Origin of the sequence: Actinomyces sp. Z5, from assembly GCF_003287795.1 — a bacterium.
GTDB classification, from domain to species: domain Bacteria; phylum Actinomycetota; class Actinomycetes; order Actinomycetales; family Actinomycetaceae; genus Actinomyces; species Actinomyces glycerinitolerans.
The window spans coordinates 86,115-107,153 of the sequence record NZ_QMIN01000040.1 but is presented as its reverse complement, the minus strand read 5'-3'; the positions used below and the strand labels follow the sequence as shown (position 1 = coordinate 107,153).

Here is a 21,039-nt window from a genome sequence, read left to right as displayed (position 1 = left end):
AAGGATTTGGGCAGCATGGCGCGCGTGGAAGGCAGGCGACCCAGCATGGTCGACGTCGGTCGTGCCGCCGGAGTGTCCGCTCAGACCGTCTCGCGTTACTTCAACGGCGGATATGTCTCTGCCGACGCCAGTGCGCGCGTGGAGGCCGCCGTAAATGCGCTGGGGTACGTGCGCAATCGCATTCCGCTGCAGATGAAGGCGCGGCACACGAACCTGATCGGGCTAGTGCTGCTGGGGCCGCTCAATTACGGCAATTCCGGGATCATGGGCGGCTTGACGCGTGCGGCTCGGGAGGCCGGACAGGCGGTGATGATCTCCCACATGGAACGCGATCCCGCCACAAGCGCAGAGTCCTGGGCGGCACTCCTGACAGAGGTGGACACGCTGTTGTCCATGCGCGTGGACGCCCTGATCGTGGGCTCCCCGTATGACAGCATCAAGCGGATCATTGATTACGTGGATGGCGCGGTCCCGCTAGTAACTCTGGCGGAGTTGCCTGACAAGGCCGTAGACGCCGTTGGCCCCTACTCCTACGAGGCCTCCTGTGCGGTCATGCGGCACCTGATCGCGCTGGGGCACCGCCGGATCCTGCACATATCGGGGCCATCCGACCGGGCACAGGCGGTCGCCCGGCGGCGCGCCTACGAGGCGGAGATGACCGCCGCCGGCCTGGAGGGGTTGCCGGTGCTGGAGAGTCGTGAGTGGAACGCCGCCTCCGGAGCCGAATGTGCTGGGCGGGTGGAGGCGGGATCGTTCTCCGCCGTTTTCGCGGGAAGCGACACCATTGCTCTGGGATTCATCAGTGCACTGCGCCAGCGGGGACTCATAGCGCCCCGCGACTATGCGATTGCAGGCTTCGATGACATGCCCGACGCACAGTTCATGGATCCTCCGCTCACAACTGCACGTATCGACTTCGAGCGGATTGGTGAGGTAGCGCTGCGTCGGGCCGTCGCCGATGTAACCGGCGTCAGTTACGACGACGATGCGCCGCGGCCCGAGTTGGTGGTGCGCGCTTCGACGGCCGGATACCTGGGCGCGCTGGGCTGAGTCGACCTCGGTCGAATACGCAACCGCAGCCCTTGACAGCAGAGCGCAGACTGTTATGCTTAACAGTGTTCATTCAATGTTGAATGAACATGAGACCTGCCGTTGTCCGGCACTGCCGCCGCACGACAGCTTCAACGCCACAGGGGACATCATGAAAACAACTCTCACTCGCCGTCACGCCATCGGGCTCGGTACCGCCCTCCTCACTGCCGGCGCTCTCGCCGCCTGCGGACGCCAGGGAGGAGGGGCGTCGGGCGGTGGCGCGGACTCCCTTACCCTCTGGCTCGGCGCACTCGAGGACTCCCAAAAGCAGGACATCGACCGCCTGGTTGCCGCTTTCGAAGAGGCTAACGGCGTGACCGTCAAGTACGAGACACACTCCACCGACTCACTCAAGGAGTCCATGCGTCAGGTCTCCGGCACCAACGCTGGACCGGACATCTACTGGTACTGGGAGGGACCGGGACTAGGAGGAGATCTTGTCGAGGCGGGTATGAGCCTGGACTTGACCGACTATTACAAGCAGTACAGCTGGGAGGACCGCTTCACCGCCGCATCCCTGGCGGGCATCACCCAGTACGGCGGCTACCACGGTATCCCCTGGACCTTGCAGGCACAGGGCCTGTACTACAACAAGACCTTGTTCGAACAGGCCGGCATCGCCGCCGAGCCGACCACCTATGACGAGCTCATCGCCGCCTGCGACGCCCTCAAGACCGCAGGCATCACGCCGATCGAGTTCGGCGGCACCGTCAACTGGCACGTCATGCGTCTGCTCGATTCACTGATCGAAACCAAATGCGGCGCCGACGTCGCCAGAACCCTGGTCACCGACAAGACGGGCTGGGACACCGAGACAGGTGTAGCCGAGGCCTTCACCGAGCTCAAGACCTGGGCGGATAACTACTTCAACGCAGGCTACATGTCCATTTCCAATGACGACTCCAGCCTGCTGTTCTGGAACGGGCAGGCAGCCATGGCTCTGGAGGGCACGTGGTTCGACGCCCAGTGTGTGGACAACGGAATGGACCCCGAAGAGGTCGGCATCTTCCCCTTCCCCACAGGAACCGGACGCCTGTATGGATTCGGCGAGGGCTTCTACATCAACGCCAACACCGAGAAGGCTGACCTGGCCGCGTCATTCCTCGACTTCGTCACCTCGGCCGAACAGATGGGCGGCAGCGGCGGTGCCTGGGCGGCTGTGAGTGTGAATAAGGACGTCGAAGTCTCCGAGGCCAACCCACTCGACGCACTGTGGCCCCCGATCCTGGAGTCCTCGGAGGAGATGTACAACAACTTCGACCAGGCCCTCAGTCTGGATGAGACGACCGAGTACTGGCGCATCCAGAACGCCGTCCTCATCGGTGATATGGCCCCGGAGGAGGCCGGCCCGGCCATGCAGAAGTTCATCGACGCCAACTCCTGATCGGCCGGTACCGCGCGAGCGGACAGGCCAGTTCAGGTCCGATCCGCGCAACAAGCTCAGCGAAAGAACTTCTCATGGCAACAGCTCAAACGGCGTCAGCGCCCGTACGGGCCATCAAACAGCACCGCGTGCTGCGTTCCCTGCCCTACCTGGCCCCGGCGGCCCTGCTGTACGGCATATTTCTGCTGTATCCGATGATTGACTCGGTACGGCTGTCTTTCTTCTCCTGGTCCGGCTACGCCACCGCCGCCCAGGAATTCGTCGGGCTCAAGAACTATCGGTACCTGCTCACGCAGGACACGGTGTTCTGGACTGCCCTCAAGAACTCAATGATCTGGGTGGTGCTATCGGTAGCCATCCCCATGGTGCTGTCCCTCCTCATGGCCCTAGCCCTCAACCAGCGCATATGGGGGCGCAATGCCTTCCGCTCGATCTTCTACATCCCGAGCGTTTTCGCATCCATCACGGTGGCAGCGATCTGGCGGTGGATCTACAACCCCACCATGGGCGTTATCAACCAGGTACTCGAGGCGGTCGGTCTGGGCGGACTGGCCCACGAGTGGTTGGGTGACCCACGCACCGCCCTGTACTCCATCTTTGTCGCCTCGGTATGGCAGGGGGTCGGCTTCAACATGGTGCTCTTCCTCGCCGGTCTGCAATCCGTGCCGGCCGAGCTCGTGGACGCGGCCAAGGTTGATGGGGCGGGCCGTTGGCAGGTCTTCCGCAACGTGACCTGGCCCGCGCTGCGACCGACGACCGTCGTCGTTGTCATTCTGACCATTATCAACTCGCTGAAGGTCTACGACCTGGTGGTCGGCATGACCGGGGGAGGGCCGGCGCAGTCCAGCCAGGTTCTCGCCCTGTGGTCGTACCAGCAGTCCTTTTCCAACCACAACTTCGGGGCCGGTGGTGCCGTCGCCACCGTCCTGCTGATTCTCTCGCTGTGCCTGGTGGTTCCCTACCTGGCCTGGTCCATGAAGGGGGAGGACTGAGATGACTGCTATTCCTGTGGCCCGCACCGCCGTCGGCTCCGATGCCGGGGCAGTCGCCGCACCGAACCGGCCGCCGCGCGACTGGGTCACCACCGGCCTGTGGGTCGCGCTACTCATCACGGCTGCGTTCTGGCTGGTGCCCTTCGCCGTCATGCTGCTCACCTCCTTCAAGAGTCGAGCGGACCTGGCGAGCGGATCTACGCTCGGTTTGCCCTCGCAGTGGCTCTGGAGCAACTATGCCGACGCCGTCGACACCGGTGACTTGTGGATCAGTGGCAGTAACAGTCTGCTGGTCTCGGTCATCAAAGTGCCGTTGGGCCTGCTGCTCGCAGCACTCGCGGCCTACGCATTGGCACGTATCCATATGCGGCGGGCCAAGTGGGTCGTCGCCGTCTTCGCTGTCGGCTCTATGGTGCCCATCCAGGTTGCCCTCGGGCCCATGTTCCAACTGCTGCTGAAGGCGGACTTGCTGGACACCTACGTGGGCTTGATCCTGCCGTACCTCGCCTTTGGCGTGCCGTACCAGGTCTTCATGCTCTATGGCTCCTTCCGAGCCATACCCGATGAGGTCGAGGAGTCCGCCCGGCTCGACGGCGCCTCCACCTTCCGCATCTTCTGGCAGATCTGCTGCCCGTTGATCAAGCCGACGCTGGCTGCTCTGTTCGTCCTGGATTTCGTGTCTACCTGGAACGAGTACGCCATGGCCTCCACAATTCTGCAATCAGGATCGATGGCGACTATCCCGCTGGCCGTGCAGAACTTCTCCGCCCAGCACGGCACCGACTACGGACCGCTGAACGCCTTCATCATTATGACTGCGATCCCGGTGCTGATCGTCTACCTGCTCTTCCAACGCTATTTCGTCTCCGGTGCCTTCTCCGGGGCGGTGAAGGGCTGAGCGCGCCGGCTGCATCGACGGGCTCGGCGTCGGACGATCGACGGGGAGCTGGGGGTGGGGCGTCCGGTGACCAGCGGTGTCCGAAATGGTGACAAACGTCGGACTCGGTGCCCGGATTGGTTTTCGCAGGCGCATGATTCCAACGTTTCGTGAGTCGTGGGCCGACGTCCCGGGCTCGTTTGTCACCGTTTGTGACAATGCGGGTGCCGTCATCCATCATCAACTGGCCCTTTCAGGAACTAACAGGGATAATGACGAAACCGTAACGTACGTCGACCCGTCACGCCAGGTGCCTTCGAGACCCTGGGGCGCGCGCGAGGGACCCCGGAACCCAGGCAGCGTTAAGGTGCCGCCAGCGTCGGCACTACCTTCAAAGGAGAGAATGATGCTCAAAGGAATCAATACCCTGATGACGCCCGAACTGCTGGGCGTGCTGGCCCGTATGGGGCATGGCGACGTCATCGCCGTCGTCGACTCCAACTACCCCGCCTACGCCACCGGCCGACCAGTCATCCCCATGCCCTCGCTGAACAGTCCCGAGGCCGTGCGACTGGTGGTCGAACTCATGCCGCTTGACACCTTCGTCGAGGCGCCCGTGCGCTACATGATCGGCGAGGGTGATACCGAGTTGCGCGAGGTGACCCGCGACGTCCTCGCCGTGGCCACGGAACTCGAGGGGCGCGAGATCTCCGGTGCCGCCATGGAACGCTTCGACTTCTACGAGGCCGCTCGTTCCGCCTCCGCGGTCATTCACACCCAGGAGACCCGGCCTTACGGCTGCTACCTGCTCACCAAGGGCGTGCTGCCGAGCTTTGGGCCGCAGGACTGACAAGGAGGGACCATATGTCCGCGCATGTAGTTGTAATCGGCTCCATCAACCAGGATGTCACGGTCACCGTTGACCGCTTCCCAGAGCCGGGGGAGACCCTGTATACGCGCTCCCTCAGCTATCGGCTCGGCGGCAAGGGTGCCAACCAGGCCGCCGCGGCAGCCCATGCCGGCGCCCGCGTCCGCTTCGTCGGACGCGTCGGCTCTGACGCCGCCGGCCCAGCGCTGCGCGAGGAACTTGCCGGTCATGGTGTCGATGTGAGCGGCCTGCTGGTAGATGAGGGGACCACCGGCTCCGCCTTCATCACCGTGTCCGCCACCGGGGAGAACACGATTCTCATTGACGCGGGTGCAAACGGCCGGGTCGCCTCCGAGCAGGTCGACGCCGCAGCTCTGCAAGCAGGAGACGTCGTCGTCCTCCAGGGTGAGATTCCGGCCGCCGCCAATGCGGCCGCCATCGCCTCCGCTCGCGGGGCCGGGGCGACGACGATTCTCAACCTCGCGCCGGTCTACGGCATCGCCGCGGAGGATCTCGCCGCGGTGGACATCCTCGTGGTCAATGAGACCGAGGCCGGTCTGGTTCTCGGTCGTCCCGCCCCGCGCGGCGCTGCGGAGGCGCTTGACGCCGCCGCCCAGCTGACCGAGCGGGGGCCGCGTCGCGTGCTGATTACGCTCGGGGGCGCCGGCGCCGTCTGGTACGACGCCGCGGTTGCCGGTGGTCCACAGGCCGCACACGTTGACGCGATTTCCGCGGGTCCGGTGGTCGACACCACCGGTGCGGGGGATGCCTCCGTCGGCGCGCTGGCGGCTGCCCTGACACTTGGGCTGGACTTTGAACGGGCCGTGGCGGAGGCCATGCGGGCGGGTTCGGCGGCGGTGCTATCCGCAGGCGCGGCCGCCTCCTACGGTGCCATCGAACCCATTGGGATCTGAACCGCAGCGGCGTGAGTGCGCCACAGAAGCTCGGGGCCCGCCGGACGTCGGCTGGCCCCGAGCTGTTTCTGCGCTCGTGTCCCTCCCAGGAGTCAACCGCCGTTATGAAGTTGACAGAAACGAGACCGCGGGCGACACTAGAGTTGTCATTCATGGACGAATGAATATGTCAACGCAGGCGGATCGTCCCGAATCCGCCACGACAGAGCGAGGAGGCTCAAGCGGTGGCACGAACTAACAAGACACGACGCGGGCGCCCCTGGGGTGTCATCTTCAAGGTCGTCGGAGCGGTGGTGATACTCGCCATCTGCTTCTTCGGTACCACCTTCATGACCCCGGAGGAGGCGGAAGCCGTGCTCACAGCCGGATCGACGGATCCCGTCGCATACGCCAACGAGCACTACGACTCCACCATTGCGTACGTCAATGACAACGCCACCGACCTGGCGGGGCTGCTCGAAGATCTCCAGGAGGACGAGGAGGGCACCAGCGAGGAGCTCGGCCACCGTGACGGTGAGGCCGCGTACACCTTCGCTGTGACCACCACCGGCACCGTGGAGGAGGGCGGCTTCGGCCAGGTCAACCTAGCGGTCGACGGCGTGCCCTCGGGGGTCACCGTCTCCGTCCAGACGGGTCCCGCCGTGATGGGCACGGCTCTGCGAGACGTTACCGGTGAGGTCACCTTCGACATGTTTGAGAACCAGATCGACTACGCCCAGGTGGGACTCTCCCTCAACGATCCCCTTAAGGCAGGAGTGCTCACCGAGAACGACCTGAACTCCATGATCGGCCAGAAGATCACGGTGGTCGGCGCCTTCGCATACTCCGATTCCGCGCACGTCGTCATCACCCCCGTCTCTATTGAGGTGGCGTCATGACCGTAAGCGAGAACGCCCCCGTCGTCCTCGCCGGCCGCGACATCACCAAGGCCTTCGGGGCGACTCACGCCTTGCGCGGCGTCGACTTCGAGATTCACCGGGGCGAGGTAGTGGCCCTCATCGGAGAGAATGGCGCCGGCAAGTCCACCCTGATGAAGATCCTCTCCGGAGTGCAGCCGCCGACCTCTGGCACGATCGAGCTCGACGGTGAGCCCATCACCTTCACCGACACCACCGATGCCGTTGCGCACGGAGTCGCCATCGTCCATCAGGAACTCAACCTCTGTCCCAATCTTTCGGTGGTTGACAACATCTTCCTCGGCCGTGAGATCGCCTCACCTACAGGCATCTCGCGCTCCCGGCAGCGGGAGCAGGCCGCCGCGGCGCTCGCACGCCTGGAAGAGCCGATCGACCCCAACGCCCTCGTGGGCGACCTGCGGCTGGGGCAGCAGCAGCTCGTCGAGATCGCCCGCACCCTCGTCGAGGGGGCGCGCGTGCTCATCATGGACGAACCCACATCGGCGCTCTCGGCCACGGAAGTGAAGGTGCTCTTCCGCATCATTCGCGAACTGACCGCGGACGGCGTCGCCATCGTCTACATCTCTCACCACATGGACGAGTGCCTCGAGATCGCGGACACCGCGGTCATCCTGCGCGACGGCCGGCACGTGGCCACGGCGCCCATGGCGGACGTGGACCTGCCCTGGATCGTGAAGACCATGGCGGGACGGGATCAATCCGATCTGTTCACGGCGATCACCGCTACTCCCGGCGAGCCGATCCTGGAGATAGAGGACCTGGTGGTGCCGGATCCCGCGAACCCGTCGCGCATCGCGGTTGACAACCTCTCACTCACGGTGCGTGAGGGGGAGATCGTTGCCATTTATGGGCTCATGGGTGCCGGGCGCACCGAACTGTTGGAGACGCTCGCGGGACGGCATACCGCCGCATCCGGCCGGATCCTGCTCGATGGGCAGGACATATCCAATGCTCCAATCGGCGAGCGGATCGACGCCGGACTCGTCCTGTCCCCGGAGGATCGGCAGGCCGACGGCATCGTCCAACTCATGAGCGTGGGCCGCAACATGAGCCTGGCGGCGTTGCGCATCCTCACCCGCAATGGGCAGGTCAAGCGCAAGCAGGAGGCCAAGGAGATCAATCACGGCATCGAGGCCGTCCGCATCAAGACCGAGTCCCCAGGCATCGGGATCACCTCCCTTTCCGGGGGCAACCAGCAGAAGGTCGTCATCGCCAAGGCGCTGATGACTGCACCCCGCATGCTGCTCATGGACGAGCCCACCCGCGGAATCGATATCGGCGCCAAGTCGGACATTTTCTCCACCATGGCCGAGGTGGCGGGAACCAAGGTCGGCGTCCTCTTCGCCACCTCCGAACTGTCCGAGGCGCTGGGCGCCTCCACCCGCCTGATCGTCATGGCCCGCGGACGCATCGTGGCCGACTTCGACCCGCGCACCACCACCCGCGACCAGGTCATGGCCGCGACCGGCGAACAGATCACAGCTACCGACGACGACGCCGCGAGCGCAGACAACGCCGCGACGAGTGACACAAAGGACGAGGACCAAGCATGACACCCGCATCCACCCACAAGTCCGGCCTGCGCATAGGCAATCGGAGCATCGGCGAGTTTCTGATGGCGCAGCGCGCCTTCATCGCCCTGCTCGTGCTGATCGTCATCTTCGCCTCGCTGTCCAACTCCTTCCTGACGGCCACCAACCTGGTGACCATGACCAAGCACGTGGCTTACAACGCGCTGCTCAGCCTGGGCATGCTGCTGGTCATCCTTACCGGCGGCATCGACCTGTCCATCGGATCGATCGTCGGCCTGTCCGGCGTTATCGCCGGCGTCATGCTCAAGGGCATGCACCTGTCGGTCTTTGACATCAACGCCTACCCGTCGGTGCTGGTGGTCGTCATTGTCGCCTTGGTGGTGGGCACCTTCGTCGGTGCGATCAACGGGCTGCTGATCACCAGATTCAACGTTGCCCCCTTCATCGCCACCCTGGGCACCATGTATATGGCGCGCGGCGCGGCGCTGCTCATCTCCAAGGGAGCCACCTACCCGGACCTGGCGGGCGAGGAGGCCTTCGGCAACACGGGATTCTCCTTCCTGGGGGTGTCCCGGCCGCTCGGATTGCCCACCAGCGTCTGGCTGATGATCATCTTCGCGATCGTCGTCGCCCTGGTGGTCGCCCGCGCCCCCTTCGGCCGCTGGCTCTACGCCGTGGGCGGCAATGAGCGTGCCGCCGAGCTCTCCGGTGTGCCCGTCAAGCGGGTCAAGATGCGGGTGTACATGGTCTCCGGCTGCATGGCCGCCCTGGCCGGACTCATCATCGCCTCCGAACTCACCGCCGCCGCACCGGCTGCCGGTGAGACCTATGAGATGAACGCGATCGCCGCCGTCGTCATCGGCGGGGCTTCGCTTGCGGGCGGGCGCGGGGACGTCAAGGGCGCCCTCATCGGCGCCTTCGTCATCGGCTTCCTGAACGACGGCCTGGTCCTCGTGGGCGTGTCCTCGTTCTGGCAGACCTTCCTCAAGGGCCTGGTCATCGTCCTGGCCGTGATGCTCGACCAGGGGCAGCAGCGCCTCGAGCGTTCTCGTGCCGCCGCCCAGGCCGCACAAGAAGTCAAACGGGAGGCCGCCCGCATTCAGCGGGCCGAGGTCAGTCCCGGCGACGCCTCCGCCTGATCCCGTCGAACTGTGAAACAAGCAGAGAAGAAGCGGAACCCATCATGACATCTACCATCACCTCCATCAGCTCGTCCATGAGCCCGATCCCTCGCCGCACCGTATTGCGCGCAGGCGCATTCGGAGCGCTCACGATCCCCCTCCTGCCCGGCCTGGCCGCCTGTTCCGCGGGCGGTGACTCCAACTACTTCGCGGTCATCACGCCTTCGCATGACAATCCGTTCTTCAAAACGGAGGCCGAGGCGGCCGTTGCCGCCGCTCGGAAGCTCGGCTACACCGCCGACGCCTTCTCCCACGACGACGACGTAAACAAGCAGTCCGAGCTGTTCGACTCCGCGATCTCCCGGAATGCCGCGGCGATCATCGTGGACAACGCGGGCGCCGACTCCACCGAGGGGGCGGTCCGCAAGGCCGTTGAGGCGGGCATCCCGGTCTTCTTGATCGACCGGGAGATCAATACCTCCGGCCTTGCCGCCGCACAGATCGTGGCCAACAACTCCCAGGGTGCAGCGCTCGTTGCGGAAAAGCTCGCGGACACCCTCCAGGGGGCGGGTCGCTACTACGAGCTCTTCGGACGGGAGACGGACACCAACGCCCAGGTCAGGTCCACGGCCTTCCATTCCGTGCTCGACCAATATCCGGACATGGAACTGGTCGGTACCGAGACGGCCGACTGGGACCAGCAGCTCGGTTATCAGAAGGTCGAGACGCTGCTCCAGCGCGACGCCGACGTCCAGGCGATCATCTGCGGCAACGACACCATGGCGGTGGGCGCCGTCGCCGCGGTGCAGCAGGCCGGTAAGACCGACGACATCCTGGTGATCGGCTTCGACGGCTCTCCGGATGCTGTCAAGGCGATCAAGGAGGGCACGATGCTCGCCACCGGTATGCAGCCGGCTGTGCACATCTCCGAGATGGCCGTGGAGCAGGCGGACGCTTTCATTAAGAACGGCGAGACCGGGAAGAAGGAGAAGCAGCTCGTGGACTGCATCCTGATCGACGGGTCGAACGCTGATCGCTACACGCTCTTCGAACTTGAAGAGGAGTGAGTGTCGGTAGCTCGCGCCGCGGTCAGGGGAGGTCCCGGGCCGAATCGGCTTCGGCCCGGGGCTTCCCAACCACGGCGGCACCTGCTAGGCTCACATCTAGATTCAACGAGGAATAAAAATGCCAAGCGCTGGTCGCGCTCGGCACGCAGGAAAGGAGGCGCTGCATGAGCGATGCGGCTCGACATGCGCCCGGGGGAACGGCAGGTCCCTACGTCCTCGCCCTCGACGAGGGCACTACCAACGCCAAGGCCTTCGCCATCGCCCCAGACGGCGCGATCCTGTCCTCCGGCTCGGCTCCGGTCGCCGTCTCCTACCCACGCCCCGGCTGGGTGGAGCAGGATGCGGACGCCGTATGGGCCGCCCAGTGCGCCGCCATCCGGGAGTGCCTGGCCGGGGTCGTGGGCACGCCGGTCGGCATCACCATCTCCAACCAGCGTGAGTCCGTGGTCGCCTGGGATGGCGTCACCGGCCGGGCGTTGGCCCCGATGCTCGGTTGGCAGGACTCTCGCACCGCCGAGTTCTGCGACTGGTTGCGTTCCCCGGAGCGTGAATTCGCCGTCGCCTCCACCACCGGCCTGAGCCTGGATCCCATGTTCTCGGCGCCCAAGATGCGCTACCTGCTTGATCAGGTCGGTTCGGGGCCGGTGCGCATCGGCACCGTGGATGCATGGCTGGTAAGCCGCCTGACCGGTCAGTCCGCTTACGTCATTGAGGCCGGCAACGCCTCCCGGACGCTTCTGTTGGACCTCGCCGCGCTCGACTGGTCGCCCGCCATGTGCGGGCTGTTCGGCATCGATCGTGCCGCGCTGCCCGACGTCGTCGCCTCCAACGCCGATTTCGGCGTCACCGCCGGGCTGGACTTCCTGCCCGACGGCGTGCCGATCGTGGGTGTGCTCGGGGACTCCCATGCCGCCCTGTTCGGCCACGGCTGCCGCAACACCGCCGAGGGCAAGGCCACCTATGGCACGGGCTCATCGGTGATGATTCCCTCCGGCACGGACCGCTCCGTCCGCACCGGGGTATCCACCACCTTGGCCTGGCTCACCGACGCCCCCATGTACGGGCACGAGGGCAATATCGTCGCCTCCGGCACCGCCATGGACTGGACCGCCCGCCTGCTGGGCGTGAAGCCCGGCCGCGAGTTGGATGAGCTGGCCGCCACCGTGCCCGACTCCGGCGGCGTCAGTCTGGTGCCCGCCTTTACCGGACTGGGGGCTCCTTGGTGGGACCGTCAGGCCGTTGGCATCATCTCCGGGCTCACCGCCGGCACGAGCCGTGGCCACGTCGCACGCGCCGCCCTTGAGGCCGTCGCCCACCAGATCGCCGACGTCGTGGACGCCCTGGACACCTCCGACCTGCAGGTTCTCCACGCCGACGGCGGCGCCACCGCCTCCCGCCTGCTCATGCAGTGCCAGGCGGACCTGCTCGGCCGCGACGTGGTCGTGGCCGCCAACGCGGAGGTTTCCGCCCTCGGTGCCGCCCTCATGGGCTTCACCCGACTGGGTTGGGAGCTGCCGGCGGTCGCGCAGCAGGAGGGCAGTCGCTACCGCCCGGCCTTCGAGGACGGTGCCCGCGCGGCCGCACGCTCACAATGGCGCGACGCGCTGGCTCGCTCCCGGGCCGTGTCCGCCTGACCGGCGGTCATCAACCAACCATCCGACAAGATCACCAACACCGATACACCGACACAACAACGACTGGAGTTGAACAAACAATGTCTGACACCCCCGTTTTCGGCGCAGGCCTGTGGAACTTCGCCACCTACGTGGACCGTTACGCCACCGACGGCTACGGCGACTCCCGCTCCACCATCGAGCAGATCGAACTGGCCGCCGAGGTCGGCGACATCAGCTACGTGGATCTGAACTACCCCTTCACGGCCGGCGTGAGCCTCGACGACGTCAAGGCGGCCCTGGAGCGCACCGGCCTGAGGGCCATCGGCGTCACCCCGGACATCTACCTGCGTGAGCACCAAATGGGCGCCTTCACCAACCCCGACCCGGACAAGCGGGCCTCAGCCATGGCGATCATGCAGGGCGCCGCCGACGCCGTGCGCGAACTCGGCGCCCGCTATGTCAAGATCTGGCCCGGGCAGGACGGCTTCGACTATCCCTTCCAGGTGGACTACCGGGAACTGAACCGGCTGGCCGTGGAGGGCATGCGCGATCTGGCCAAGGCCAATCCCGACCTGAAGTTCGTCATCGAGTACAAGCCCCGCGAGCCCCGCACCCACATGTTCTGGTCTTCGGCGGCCAAGACCGTGCTCGGCATCCAGCAGATGGGCGTGGACAACGTCGGCGTCCTGCTCGACTTCGGACACGCCCTGTTCGGCGGCGAGGCCCCGGCCGAGGCCGCCCAGCTGCTCATCGACCACGGCCTGCTGTGGGGCATGGATGTCAACGACAACTACCGCGGCTGGGACGACGACATGGTCGTCGGCACCGTCCACATCACCGAGATCTTCGAGTTCTTCTACACGCTGAAGAAGAACGGTTGGGAGGGGGTCTGGCAGCTCGACCAGTTCCCCTTCCGGGAGGACGTGGTGGACAACGCCCGCACCTCCATCCGCTTCCTCAAGGCCCTGCACCGCGCCCTGGACAACCTCGACGAGGCCGCCCTCGCCGACGCCCAGGCCCGCCAGGATCCGCTCGCCGCGCAGCGGGTCGTGCAGGACGCGCTGTTGACCTGCATGGCCTGAGGCTCCGGGCCGCCCCATCACGCCCAATGCTCTAGGAGTAAAGAACCATGACAGTTTCTGTTGAACTGCCCGTAGTCGGGCGCACCACGCCCGACATGAGCCGGGAGGAGGTGATCGCGCACATCAAGGAGGGAGCGCGCCTCATCCGCCGCAAGGACCTCACACTGGTGGCGAATGCTCGCATGGGCCACCTCGGCGGTGAATTCTCCATCACCGACGTACTGGCAACCCTCTACCTCCACGTCCTGAATGTGACCCCGGAGAACCTGCACGACCCCGAGCGCGACCGTCTGATCCTTTCCAAGGGACACGCGGCCTGCGCCCTGTACACCACGCTCGCCGCAGCCGGCCTGCTGGATGTGGCCGAATTGGAGACCTTCGTGCAGCCCGAGTCCCGACTCAACGGCCACCCCAACCGGCTGTACGTGGATGCCGTGGAGGCCAACACCGGGCCGCTGGGGCACGGTCTGCCGATCGCCGTCGGCCAGGCCATCGCCGCCCAGCTGGACGGCTCTCCCCGCCGTGTATTCGTCCTGACCGGTGACGGCGAGCTGCAGGAGGGCTCCAACTGGGAGGCACTCATGTTCGCCGCCCAGCGCGGCCTGGCGAACCTCTGCGTGGTCGCCGATCGCAACCACCTCCAGCAGGGCGCTACCACGGAAGACACCAACGATCTGACTCCGCTGGATGACAAGGCCCGCGCCTTCGGTATGGAGGTGGTGGATGTTGACGCGCACGACATCGGCGCCCTGCTGGATGCCTTCGCCGCCGTACCAGCCGCCTCCGGCAAACCCACCTTCATCATCGCCCACTCTCACAAGGGACACCCGATCTCCTTCATGTCCGACGCCGTCGCCTGGCACCACAAGCTGCCCACCGACGCCGAGGTGGAGCAGGCACTAGCAGAACTGGAGGCACTGGCATGACCGCCATCGCCGAAGCGAACGCCCTGTACGACTGCCGTGACGCCTTCGCCGACGTCCTGACGGAACTGGGGGAAGCGGACGAGCGCGTCGTCGCCGTCGTCAACGACTCCGTGGGCTCCTCCAAGCTCGGGGGGTTCGCCAAACGCTTCCCCGAGCGCATTATCAATGTGGGCATCGCCGAGCAGAACCAGGTGGGCGTGGCCGCGGGACTCGAGGGCGGCGGCCGGCTACCGATCGTCTCATGCGCCGGCTCCTTCCTGTCCGCCCGGGCGATGGAGCAGGTCAAGATCGACGCCGCCTACTCATACCGGCACATGGTGCTCACCGCCCAGAGCCCGGGCCTGGCCTATGGACAACTCGGCAGTACCCACCACAGTGCGGAGGACGTGGCGTGGATGCGGGTCATCCCCAACATGACGGTGATCGTTCCCGCCGATCCGGTCGAGACCGCTGCCGCCGTCCGCTGGGCGGTTACCGAGCACGACGGCCCCGTCTACATCCGCATCTCACGGATGAAGGTGCCCGCCGTACACGCCGATGACTATGTGTTCACCCCGGGACGGGCAACCACGCTGCGCGATGGTGACGACCTGACCATCATCACCAATGGCACCGTGCTGCACCGGGCACTCGCCGCTGCGGACGCACTTGCCCAGGAGGGAATCCGTGCGCGCGTGCTGTCCATGGCCTGCGTCAAGCCGCTCGATGAGGACGCGGTGCTGTCCGCCGCTCGTGAGACGGGCCGGATCATAACCGCCGAGGAGGGACTCACCGCCGGTGGGCTCGGGGGCGCGGTCGCCGAACTGGTAACCGCCAACCAGCCCGTGCCGGTGAAGCGAATCGGCATCCCAGACACCTTCGCGCCCACCGGCTCGGAGGGCTGGCTCATGGACCACTGGGGGATCAGCGCCGACGGCATCACGGCCGCCGCCAAGGAGCTGCTCGCCTAGCGGATACCCGGCGTGACCTGAACGCGGCCGGGACCAGGCGAAAAACCTGGTCCCGGCCGCAACCCTTTCCCCGAAATGCCCTTAATCGCGATAAGTTTAGGCTCTAAGCCCTGCTGCGGGGAAAGGAACCACTCCGGTGAACGATGATGCCCAACTGCGGCTGATGGCCCGCATAGCACGCATGTATCACGAGCGCGGCATCAAGCAATCAGAAATCGCGGCCGAGCTGCACGTCTCCCAACCGCGCGTCTCCCGGCTGCTGAAACGTGCCGCCGACGAGGGCATTGTGCGCACCGTTGTCACTTTGCCCGCCGGCACCTTCACCACCTTGGAGGAGGAGATCGAGGCCCGCTACGGGCTGGACGAGTGCGTGGTGGTGGACGCCGGCGAGGACGAGACCACGGTCGAGAACGCGCTCGCGGCGGCCGCAGCCACCTACCTGGAGACCACGCTCACCGGCGGCGATGTCATCGGATTGTCGTCCTGGAGCGCCACCTGGCTGGCGGCGATAGAGAGGCTGCAGCCCTTCCGAACCCAGGTTGCCTCCGCCGTCGTACAGCTATTCGGCGGAATCGGTAACCCCACCGTGCAGGTAAAGGCCACCCGCATGATCGACCTGCTCGCCCGGGCCACCGGTGCCGCGCCCGAGTTCTTCCCCTCGCCGGCCGTGCTGGGTACGCCGGCCGCGGCCGCCGAACTGCGCAACGATCCCTCCGTCATTCACATTCTCGAACTACTGCCGCGGGTCACCATTGCGCTGGTGGGCATCGGTAGCCTCGAGCCCTCCGCGCTGCTGCGCCAGTCCGGCAACATCTTCTCCGACGCCGACCATGAGGAACTGCGCGCGGCAGGCGCCGTTGGAGACGTGTGTCTGCGCTACTTCGACGCCGACGGCGCCCACGTGGACTCCGACTTTGACCGCCGCCTAGTGGGAGCCGACGCCGATCAGCTACGCGTCATCCCGCGCAGGGTGGCGGCGGCCGGCGGGAAGCGCAAACACTCCGCCATCCACGCCGCCCTACGCGGCGGCTGGGTGAACGTGCTTATCACCGACGCCGCAACGGCACGCGCACTGCTGGAGGAATGACGCGACTGACGACGGGCGGCGGGGCGAGAACACACCATCGCACCCTTCCCACACACGGGAAAGGTACAGCGCACATGTCCCGACAAACGAGCCGATTCTCGACCTACCCAGCCAGGGCAACAGCCTCTTCGATGAGATCGGGAGTCTTCTTGATGGCCACGCTCGGGTCTACCTCGAGGAGCCTGCCCGCGTCGCGCTTCTCGTCAAAGCGTTCCTCCATCTCGATGCCAACGGCAACGGCCAGGATGGCGACATCCGCCTCGTCTACCTCGTCCTGTTCAATCTCATTGTCAATGCCCATGCCCCCCTGGGTCTCGACCTTGCATTCGATGCCACGCTTGGCGCACTCCTGCTCGATGGCTTCCTGGGCCATGTAGGTGTGGGCGATGCCGGCCGTGCAAGCGCAAACTGCGACGATCTTCATGGCATAATTCCTTTCTGTTCTCGTGATTGTTCTGGAAGTTCTACGTACTGTTCTTCACTGCGTGCCCTCCAGATGGTGAGCACGTGTCATCGACTCTATTGCTGTTCCTAGGCGCCGGCCTCTGCCACGAGGCGTAGCGTCCTTCTGACCTCCTCCACGCTCTTAGATGCGATGAGACGCTCGACATACGGCCTGCTGCCGACGAGGCTGTTCATCATGCGATAGAAACTCGCCAAGCCTCGTGACTTCTTCTGTCCTATCGAAAGAAGGAAGACTAGCTGGGCGTCTTCGCCGCCCCAGTCGATCGGGTGTCTGAGGACGGCCAGGGCGAGAATGTCCTCGGCTCCCACGGCCCGAATCGGGTGCGCGATGGCAACCAGGTTGCCGAAGGCCGTCGTGCCGGCTTCCTCGCGTTCCAATACGAGCTGCTCGAAATCATCGGGCAGGTCGGCACAGTCCTTCATCTTGCGACACAGGAAGGAGATGACTGCTTCCTTGCTCTCAAAACTCCCCCAGAAGACCAGGTTGGGATTAATGAGTTCCGTCGCGAGGCGACTCATTCTTCCTTCGGAGAGTGCGCGCGTAATGTTGCTGACGTCGCGATCGGCGAGAAATGTGGAGACTTCGACGATTGGCACCGGGATCGGATGCTCGATGGTCACGGTACTGAATGCATAGTCGATATCGCTGAAGTCGACCCGGCCGAGTTCGTGTGCACTCGTCGTCCCGACGATGTTGAGATATCTGCCGAAGAGATCGCGAATCCTGTGCGCGAGCATCTCGGAGGATGCCCTTCCGCTCCCGCACACGACCAGCACGTTGTCCTTCTCATCGGTTTTGTCGCGATGACGGTCGAGAGCGACCGACAGGTACATGGCCACATAGGCGACCTCGTCCGCGGGCACGTCGTATCCCAATTCCCCCTCGAGAACGCTGCAAGCAACGGTCGCCATGCTGAATGCCAGCACATAACTGTGGCGGATCTCATCAAGTAGCGGATTCACGGAAGGCAGTCCGTACTTCATGCGCGTTCTCAGGGGTGCCAGATGCATTGCGAGGGTGGTGACCAACTCAATGTCGTAGCGCAAGTCGATTTGATAGCTCTCGCGCACTCTCTCGAGCATGCTGAACGCCAGGCGCGTATTCTCCTCGGTCACTATCGTGTTCGCCGTCGCGTCGTCGAGGCTCACGATCTGTTTGCCGGAGAGGCGTGCCAGAAAGTTATACGCCTCGCCCTGGGGAAAGCTGACGTCATATGCGTGTTCGACCTGTTCCAATATCTCGGTCGCTACGTCCATACTGCCGCCCTTGGTCTCCCGTGCCAGCTCGGAGATCATCTGCGGGTCCAGTTCGATGCGATTGCCCATGCGTACGCGTTTGATCGCGATGTACAGGTGCACGGCAAGATTCTCGACGGCAATGTCCGAGATTTGGAAATGATGGTCGGTCACTTGCCTAGTGACAATCGCGCGCAGGGCTGCTAGCTCGTCTCCTTCGGCGCTGTCGTTATTGAGGCAGACTACTCTCTTGAGGTGGGCAAGACAGTTGCGGATGCCCACTTCCTCGCCGTGGACTCTCATCCCGTGATATGCGCGGTTGTCGATGGTTAGATCGAATTCGCCCAGAAGTTGGCGTACCTCCCGCATATCCCGCTTGAGAGTGGAGCGGCTGAAATGCAGCATGTCCGCAAGGTCGTCCAGCAAGACCGGCTTCTCGACGGTCAGAAGGTACTCCGCTATCTGGCGAGTCCGTTCGTCCTGGGTTAGGTCCGACTGCTCGTACTCGGGACGATAGAGGGAATACCTCTGCCTGTTGCATACGACCAGCGTCACGCCCTTTCGCGGGGTGGAGGTTACTCTCGCTCCCCATGTGCGGAGCTCATCGTTGAGTTGTGCAATGTCGGACCGGATGGTTCGCGAGCTCACGCCCAGCACTTGGGCAAGGTGCGAGGTGGTTACGTACGAATCTTCACGTATGAGGCCGAGTAATTCCAAATAGCGCCTCACGGCTCAGTTCACCTCCTGTATTGGTCTAGTCCATGATGCGGGCGGCCTACGTCTCGACCCGTCTTTCGCTACTTCCCGTCGGTGTCCAGCTTGGGCTTGATGAGGAAGAGGATTCCGACTATGGCCAGAGCGCCGATGAGCATGTCGACCACATACCAGAGCTGTCCCTCGTAAACGCCGGGGATGGCCACGATGCCGCCAAAGGCCACGACGGATGAAATGCCGTGCACCATGCCGATGCCGCCGGCGATGGCCGTTCCGATCGCGCAAGCAATCCAGGTGCGCTTAAAGTCTTTGCCGGCAAAGGGTATGGCGCCCTCGGTTATACCGGAGGAGGAAAGGAACAGGGCGGAGATGCCCAGGTTGCGATCCGCCTTGTCATAGCGGTCGCGAAGGATAAACGAGGCGAGTGCCATGCCTAGGGGCGGGATGGCGCAGCACATGCGGAAGACGCCGTTGGGGCCATAGAATCCCTCGGCCATGAGAGCGATGGTGAAGGCAGTGGCAGCCTTGGAGCAGGGGCCGCCGAAGTCTGCTGCGGCAAGCACGCCGATGGCAATGCCCAGAGGTACAGCGCTCACCCCGTTCAGCTTGTACATGACGTCTACGATGACTTGTACGAATGCGTTCAGTGGGTAGGTGAGGCAGTAGGTGTAAACGACGCCACATATAAAGGTCGTGACCAGTGGGACGAGGAAGGTGGGCATCATGGGCTTGAGCACATCTGGGACCTTCCAGCTCTTCGTCCATTTTACGAAGTAGCCCACCATGAAACCTAAGATGAGGGCGCCGAGGAAGCCAGTGGAAATTTGGCGGGAACCGATGGGGTTGTTTGCCACGTATCCTAGGATGAAACCGGGCGCGAGTGCGGGCTTGCTGCCCACGCCGTATGCTATGTAGGCGCAGAGGACCGGTACCATCATGGAGAAGCCGGCTTGGCCCAGGTCGTAAACGTTTTGCCAGAACTGGTTGGAGGGGACAATGGCGCCGTCTTCGATGCGACCGGTGATGAGTGTTAGCGAGAACAGCATGCCGCCCGCGATAATTACGGGTAGAAAGTACGAGATGCCCGTGTTGAAGTATTTGAAGAGCTGAGCGCCCAGGCTTGCCTTCTTTTTGGTCTGTCCCAAGCTCATTTGACGATCTCCTTCTCTACGTCCTTGAGAATCTCAAAGACCTCTTCCTTTGAATCGGTGCCGAGCAGCCTGTCGCGGAAAGCTTCGCGTACGAGTCCCTTGCTAAGCTCCGCAAGTATCCTCAGGTGCAAGTTCCCCGCCGCCGCCTCCGGGACGCCGATCATGAAGACGTGGGTGGCGACCTCGCCATCCTCGCCCCAGGTGACGCCCTTCCCGAGACGCTGGTAGATGACGAACGGACTCTTTACGATGTCGGTCTTGCCGTGGGGTATGGCTACGCCGTGGTCGATGTAGGTGCAGAATGCCGCCTCGCGCTCCTTGACCGCGTTGGCAAACCCCTCGACGCTATCGACCTTGTTGGCGACGAGCTCGGCCATCCCCTCAATGACGGCGTCTTTCGACGCGTACTCGGTGTCGCTGAAGACGATGAGTTCCTTTTCGAACACTATACCAAACCTCCTTGTCTGGTCTTCGGCTGCGCCTGATGTGCTGGCTCCGGGCGCCGCTTAAATTGTTCGCGGTGACCGTGGTTGCGTCGATGCTACGTGGTCAAGCGGGAGATGAACAGCTCGAGTGTTTCCACATTGAATGTGGAAGTCGTAAGCCTGGTGTGGCGATACAGGTTCTCGGTGCTGGCCTATTGGTTCGATCCGACGGTTCTGGTGGCTGTCAGAATTTGCTGGTGTTAGCGTTATATCCGCTGAGAGGCGATACAGCTTTTCGTGCTCGAGGAGTCGCGTGGCTGCCGGTATCGCGGCGCCCGGGGCGGTTGCCGGTATCGCCGTGCCGGGAGACGGTTGCCGGTATCGCCGTGCCGGGAGACGGTTGCCATCTGCTACGTCGCTTCACCGTCTGCAACGCCACTTCGGGGTTAACAACGCCGGTTAACGGTCTACTGAAGGGCTCCGAGGTATACAGCAGACCGTTAAGTAGCGTTGTTAACGTCGGACCCGCGTAGCAGACGCCCCAGTCCACTCGCACACCCGACCCAGACTCCCGACCGGCCCGTGGACACCACACCCCTAGGCCGGCAGAGCCCGTTAGTTGG

The 21,039-nt window shown here is 64.3% G+C and carries 19 protein-coding genes and 1 pseudogene; 15 read left to right on the top strand and 5 right to left on the bottom strand.

Annotation, left to right across the window (positions count from 1 at the left end):
* The first annotated feature begins 15 nt into the window (after nt 1-15).
* The 15 genes from DRB06_RS04545 to DRB06_RS04475 all read left to right on the top strand — a co-directional run bounded on the left by DRB06_RS04545 (nt 16) and on the right by DRB06_RS04475 (nt 16,425).
* Nucleotides 16-1,050: a LacI family DNA-binding transcriptional regulator gene (locus DRB06_RS04545; protein ID WP_083565354.1), complete on the top strand. Its 1,035-nt coding sequence runs from the start codon at nt 16-18 to the stop codon at nt 1,048-1,050.
* Nucleotides 1,051-1,201: 151 nt separating this feature from the next.
* A complete protein-coding gene (locus DRB06_RS04540; protein ID WP_108969478.1) occupies nt 1,202-2,476 on the top strand; it encodes an ABC transporter substrate-binding protein in 1,275 nt (424 codons plus the stop codon).
* 74 nt (nt 2,477-2,550) lie between these two features.
* On the top strand, nt 2,551-3,468 hold the full coding sequence (locus tag DRB06_RS04535) for a carbohydrate ABC transporter permease (RefSeq protein ID WP_073327698.1): 918 nt from the start codon (nt 2,551-2,553) through the stop codon (nt 3,466-3,468).
* Nucleotide 3,469: 1 nt separating this feature from the next.
* Nucleotides 3,470-4,366, top strand: a complete 897-nt coding sequence (locus tag DRB06_RS04530; protein ID WP_111819232.1) for a carbohydrate ABC transporter permease — start codon at nt 3,470-3,472, stop codon at nt 4,364-4,366.
* 382 nt (nt 4,367-4,748) lie between these two features.
* Nucleotides 4,749-5,195, top strand: a complete 447-nt coding sequence (locus DRB06_RS04525; RefSeq protein WP_204519832.1) for an RbsD/FucU family protein — start codon at nt 4,749-4,751, stop codon at nt 5,193-5,195.
* Between the two features lie 14 nt (nt 5,196-5,209).
* Nucleotides 5,210-6,127, top strand: coding sequence for a PfkB family carbohydrate kinase (locus tag DRB06_RS04520; RefSeq protein WP_108966053.1), 918 nt, complete (start codon nt 5,210-5,212; stop codon nt 6,125-6,127).
* A 224-nt stretch (nt 6,128-6,351) separates the two neighbouring features.
* Nucleotides 6,352-7,005: a DUF2291 family protein gene (locus tag DRB06_RS04515; protein WP_108966056.1), complete on the top strand. Its 654-nt coding sequence runs from the start codon at nt 6,352-6,354 to the stop codon at nt 7,003-7,005.
* On the top strand, nt 7,002-8,597 hold the full coding sequence (locus DRB06_RS04510; RefSeq protein WP_108966058.1) for a sugar ABC transporter ATP-binding protein: 1,596 nt from the start codon (nt 7,002-7,004) through the stop codon (nt 8,595-8,597). Before DRB06_RS04515 ends, DRB06_RS04510 begins: the two co-directional genes overlap by 4 nt.
* A complete protein-coding gene (locus tag DRB06_RS04505) occupies nt 8,594-9,715 on the top strand; it encodes an ABC transporter permease (RefSeq protein WP_073327691.1) in 1,122 nt (373 codons plus the stop codon). The genes DRB06_RS04510 and DRB06_RS04505 overlap by 4 nt, the downstream gene beginning before the upstream one ends.
* Nucleotides 9,716-9,759: 44 nt before the next feature.
* Nucleotides 9,760-10,764, top strand: a complete 1,005-nt coding sequence (locus tag DRB06_RS04500; protein WP_199912560.1) for a D-ribose ABC transporter substrate-binding protein — start codon at nt 9,760-9,762, stop codon at nt 10,762-10,764.
* Between the two features lie 164 nt (nt 10,765-10,928).
* Nucleotides 10,929-12,398 (top strand): glycerol kinase, encoded by a 1,470-nt coding sequence (locus DRB06_RS04495; protein WP_111819231.1) that lies wholly within the window; start codon nt 10,929-10,931, stop codon nt 12,396-12,398.
* An 80-nt stretch (nt 12,399-12,478) separates the two neighbouring features.
* The gene (locus DRB06_RS04490; protein WP_111819230.1) at nt 12,479-13,462 is read left to right on the top strand and encodes a sugar phosphate isomerase/epimerase; all 984 of its coding nucleotides are present in this window, start codon (nt 12,479-12,481) and stop codon (nt 13,460-13,462) included.
* A 47-nt stretch (nt 13,463-13,509) separates the two neighbouring features.
* Nucleotides 13,510-14,388, top strand: coding sequence for a transketolase (locus tag DRB06_RS04485; protein WP_111819229.1), 879 nt, complete (start codon nt 13,510-13,512; stop codon nt 14,386-14,388).
* The gene (locus tag DRB06_RS04480) at nt 14,385-15,338 is read left to right on the top strand and encodes a transketolase family protein (RefSeq protein ID WP_073327686.1); all 954 of its coding nucleotides are present in this window, start codon (nt 14,385-14,387) and stop codon (nt 15,336-15,338) included. The genes DRB06_RS04485 and DRB06_RS04480 overlap by 4 nt, the downstream gene beginning before the upstream one ends.
* Nucleotides 15,339-15,474: 136 nt before the next feature.
* Nucleotides 15,475-16,425, top strand: a complete 951-nt coding sequence (locus tag DRB06_RS04475) for a sugar-binding transcriptional regulator (RefSeq protein ID WP_258522141.1) — start codon at nt 15,475-15,477, stop codon at nt 16,423-16,425.
* Between the two features lie 103 nt (nt 16,426-16,528).
* Here the strand turns inward: DRB06_RS04475 and DRB06_RS04470 are convergent, their stop codons facing one another.
* The 5 genes and pseudogenes from DRB06_RS04470 to DRB06_RS04455 all read right to left on the bottom strand — a co-directional run bounded on the left by DRB06_RS04470 (nt 16,529) and on the right by DRB06_RS04455 (nt 20,437).
* Complete coding sequence (locus tag DRB06_RS04470; RefSeq protein WP_073327685.1) at nt 16,529-16,849, bottom strand: PTS fructose transporter subunit IIB; 321 nt, start codon at nt 16,847-16,849, stop codon at nt 16,529-16,531.
* 107 nt (nt 16,850-16,956) lie between these two features.
* Nucleotides 16,957-18,681, bottom strand: a complete 1,725-nt coding sequence (locus tag DRB06_RS04465; RefSeq protein WP_258522140.1) for a BglG family transcription antiterminator — start codon at nt 18,679-18,681, stop codon at nt 16,957-16,959.
* Nucleotides 18,682-18,690: 9 nt separating this feature from the next.
* Nucleotides 18,691-18,855: pseudogene (locus DRB06_RS16910) on the bottom strand (HTH domain-containing protein); the annotation flags it as partial.
* Between the two features lie 68 nt (nt 18,856-18,923).
* Complete coding sequence (locus DRB06_RS04460) at nt 18,924-19,991, bottom strand: PTS fructose transporter subunit IIC (protein WP_108966066.1); 1,068 nt, start codon at nt 19,989-19,991, stop codon at nt 18,924-18,926.
* Nucleotides 19,988-20,437 carry a PTS sugar transporter subunit IIA gene (locus DRB06_RS04455; RefSeq protein WP_073327680.1) on the bottom strand — a complete coding sequence of 150 codons (450 nt, stop codon included), beginning with the start codon at nt 20,435-20,437 and terminating at the stop codon, nt 19,988-19,990. Before DRB06_RS04455 ends, DRB06_RS04460 begins: the two co-directional genes overlap by 4 nt.
* Between the last annotated feature and the right edge of the window lie 602 nt (nt 20,438-21,039).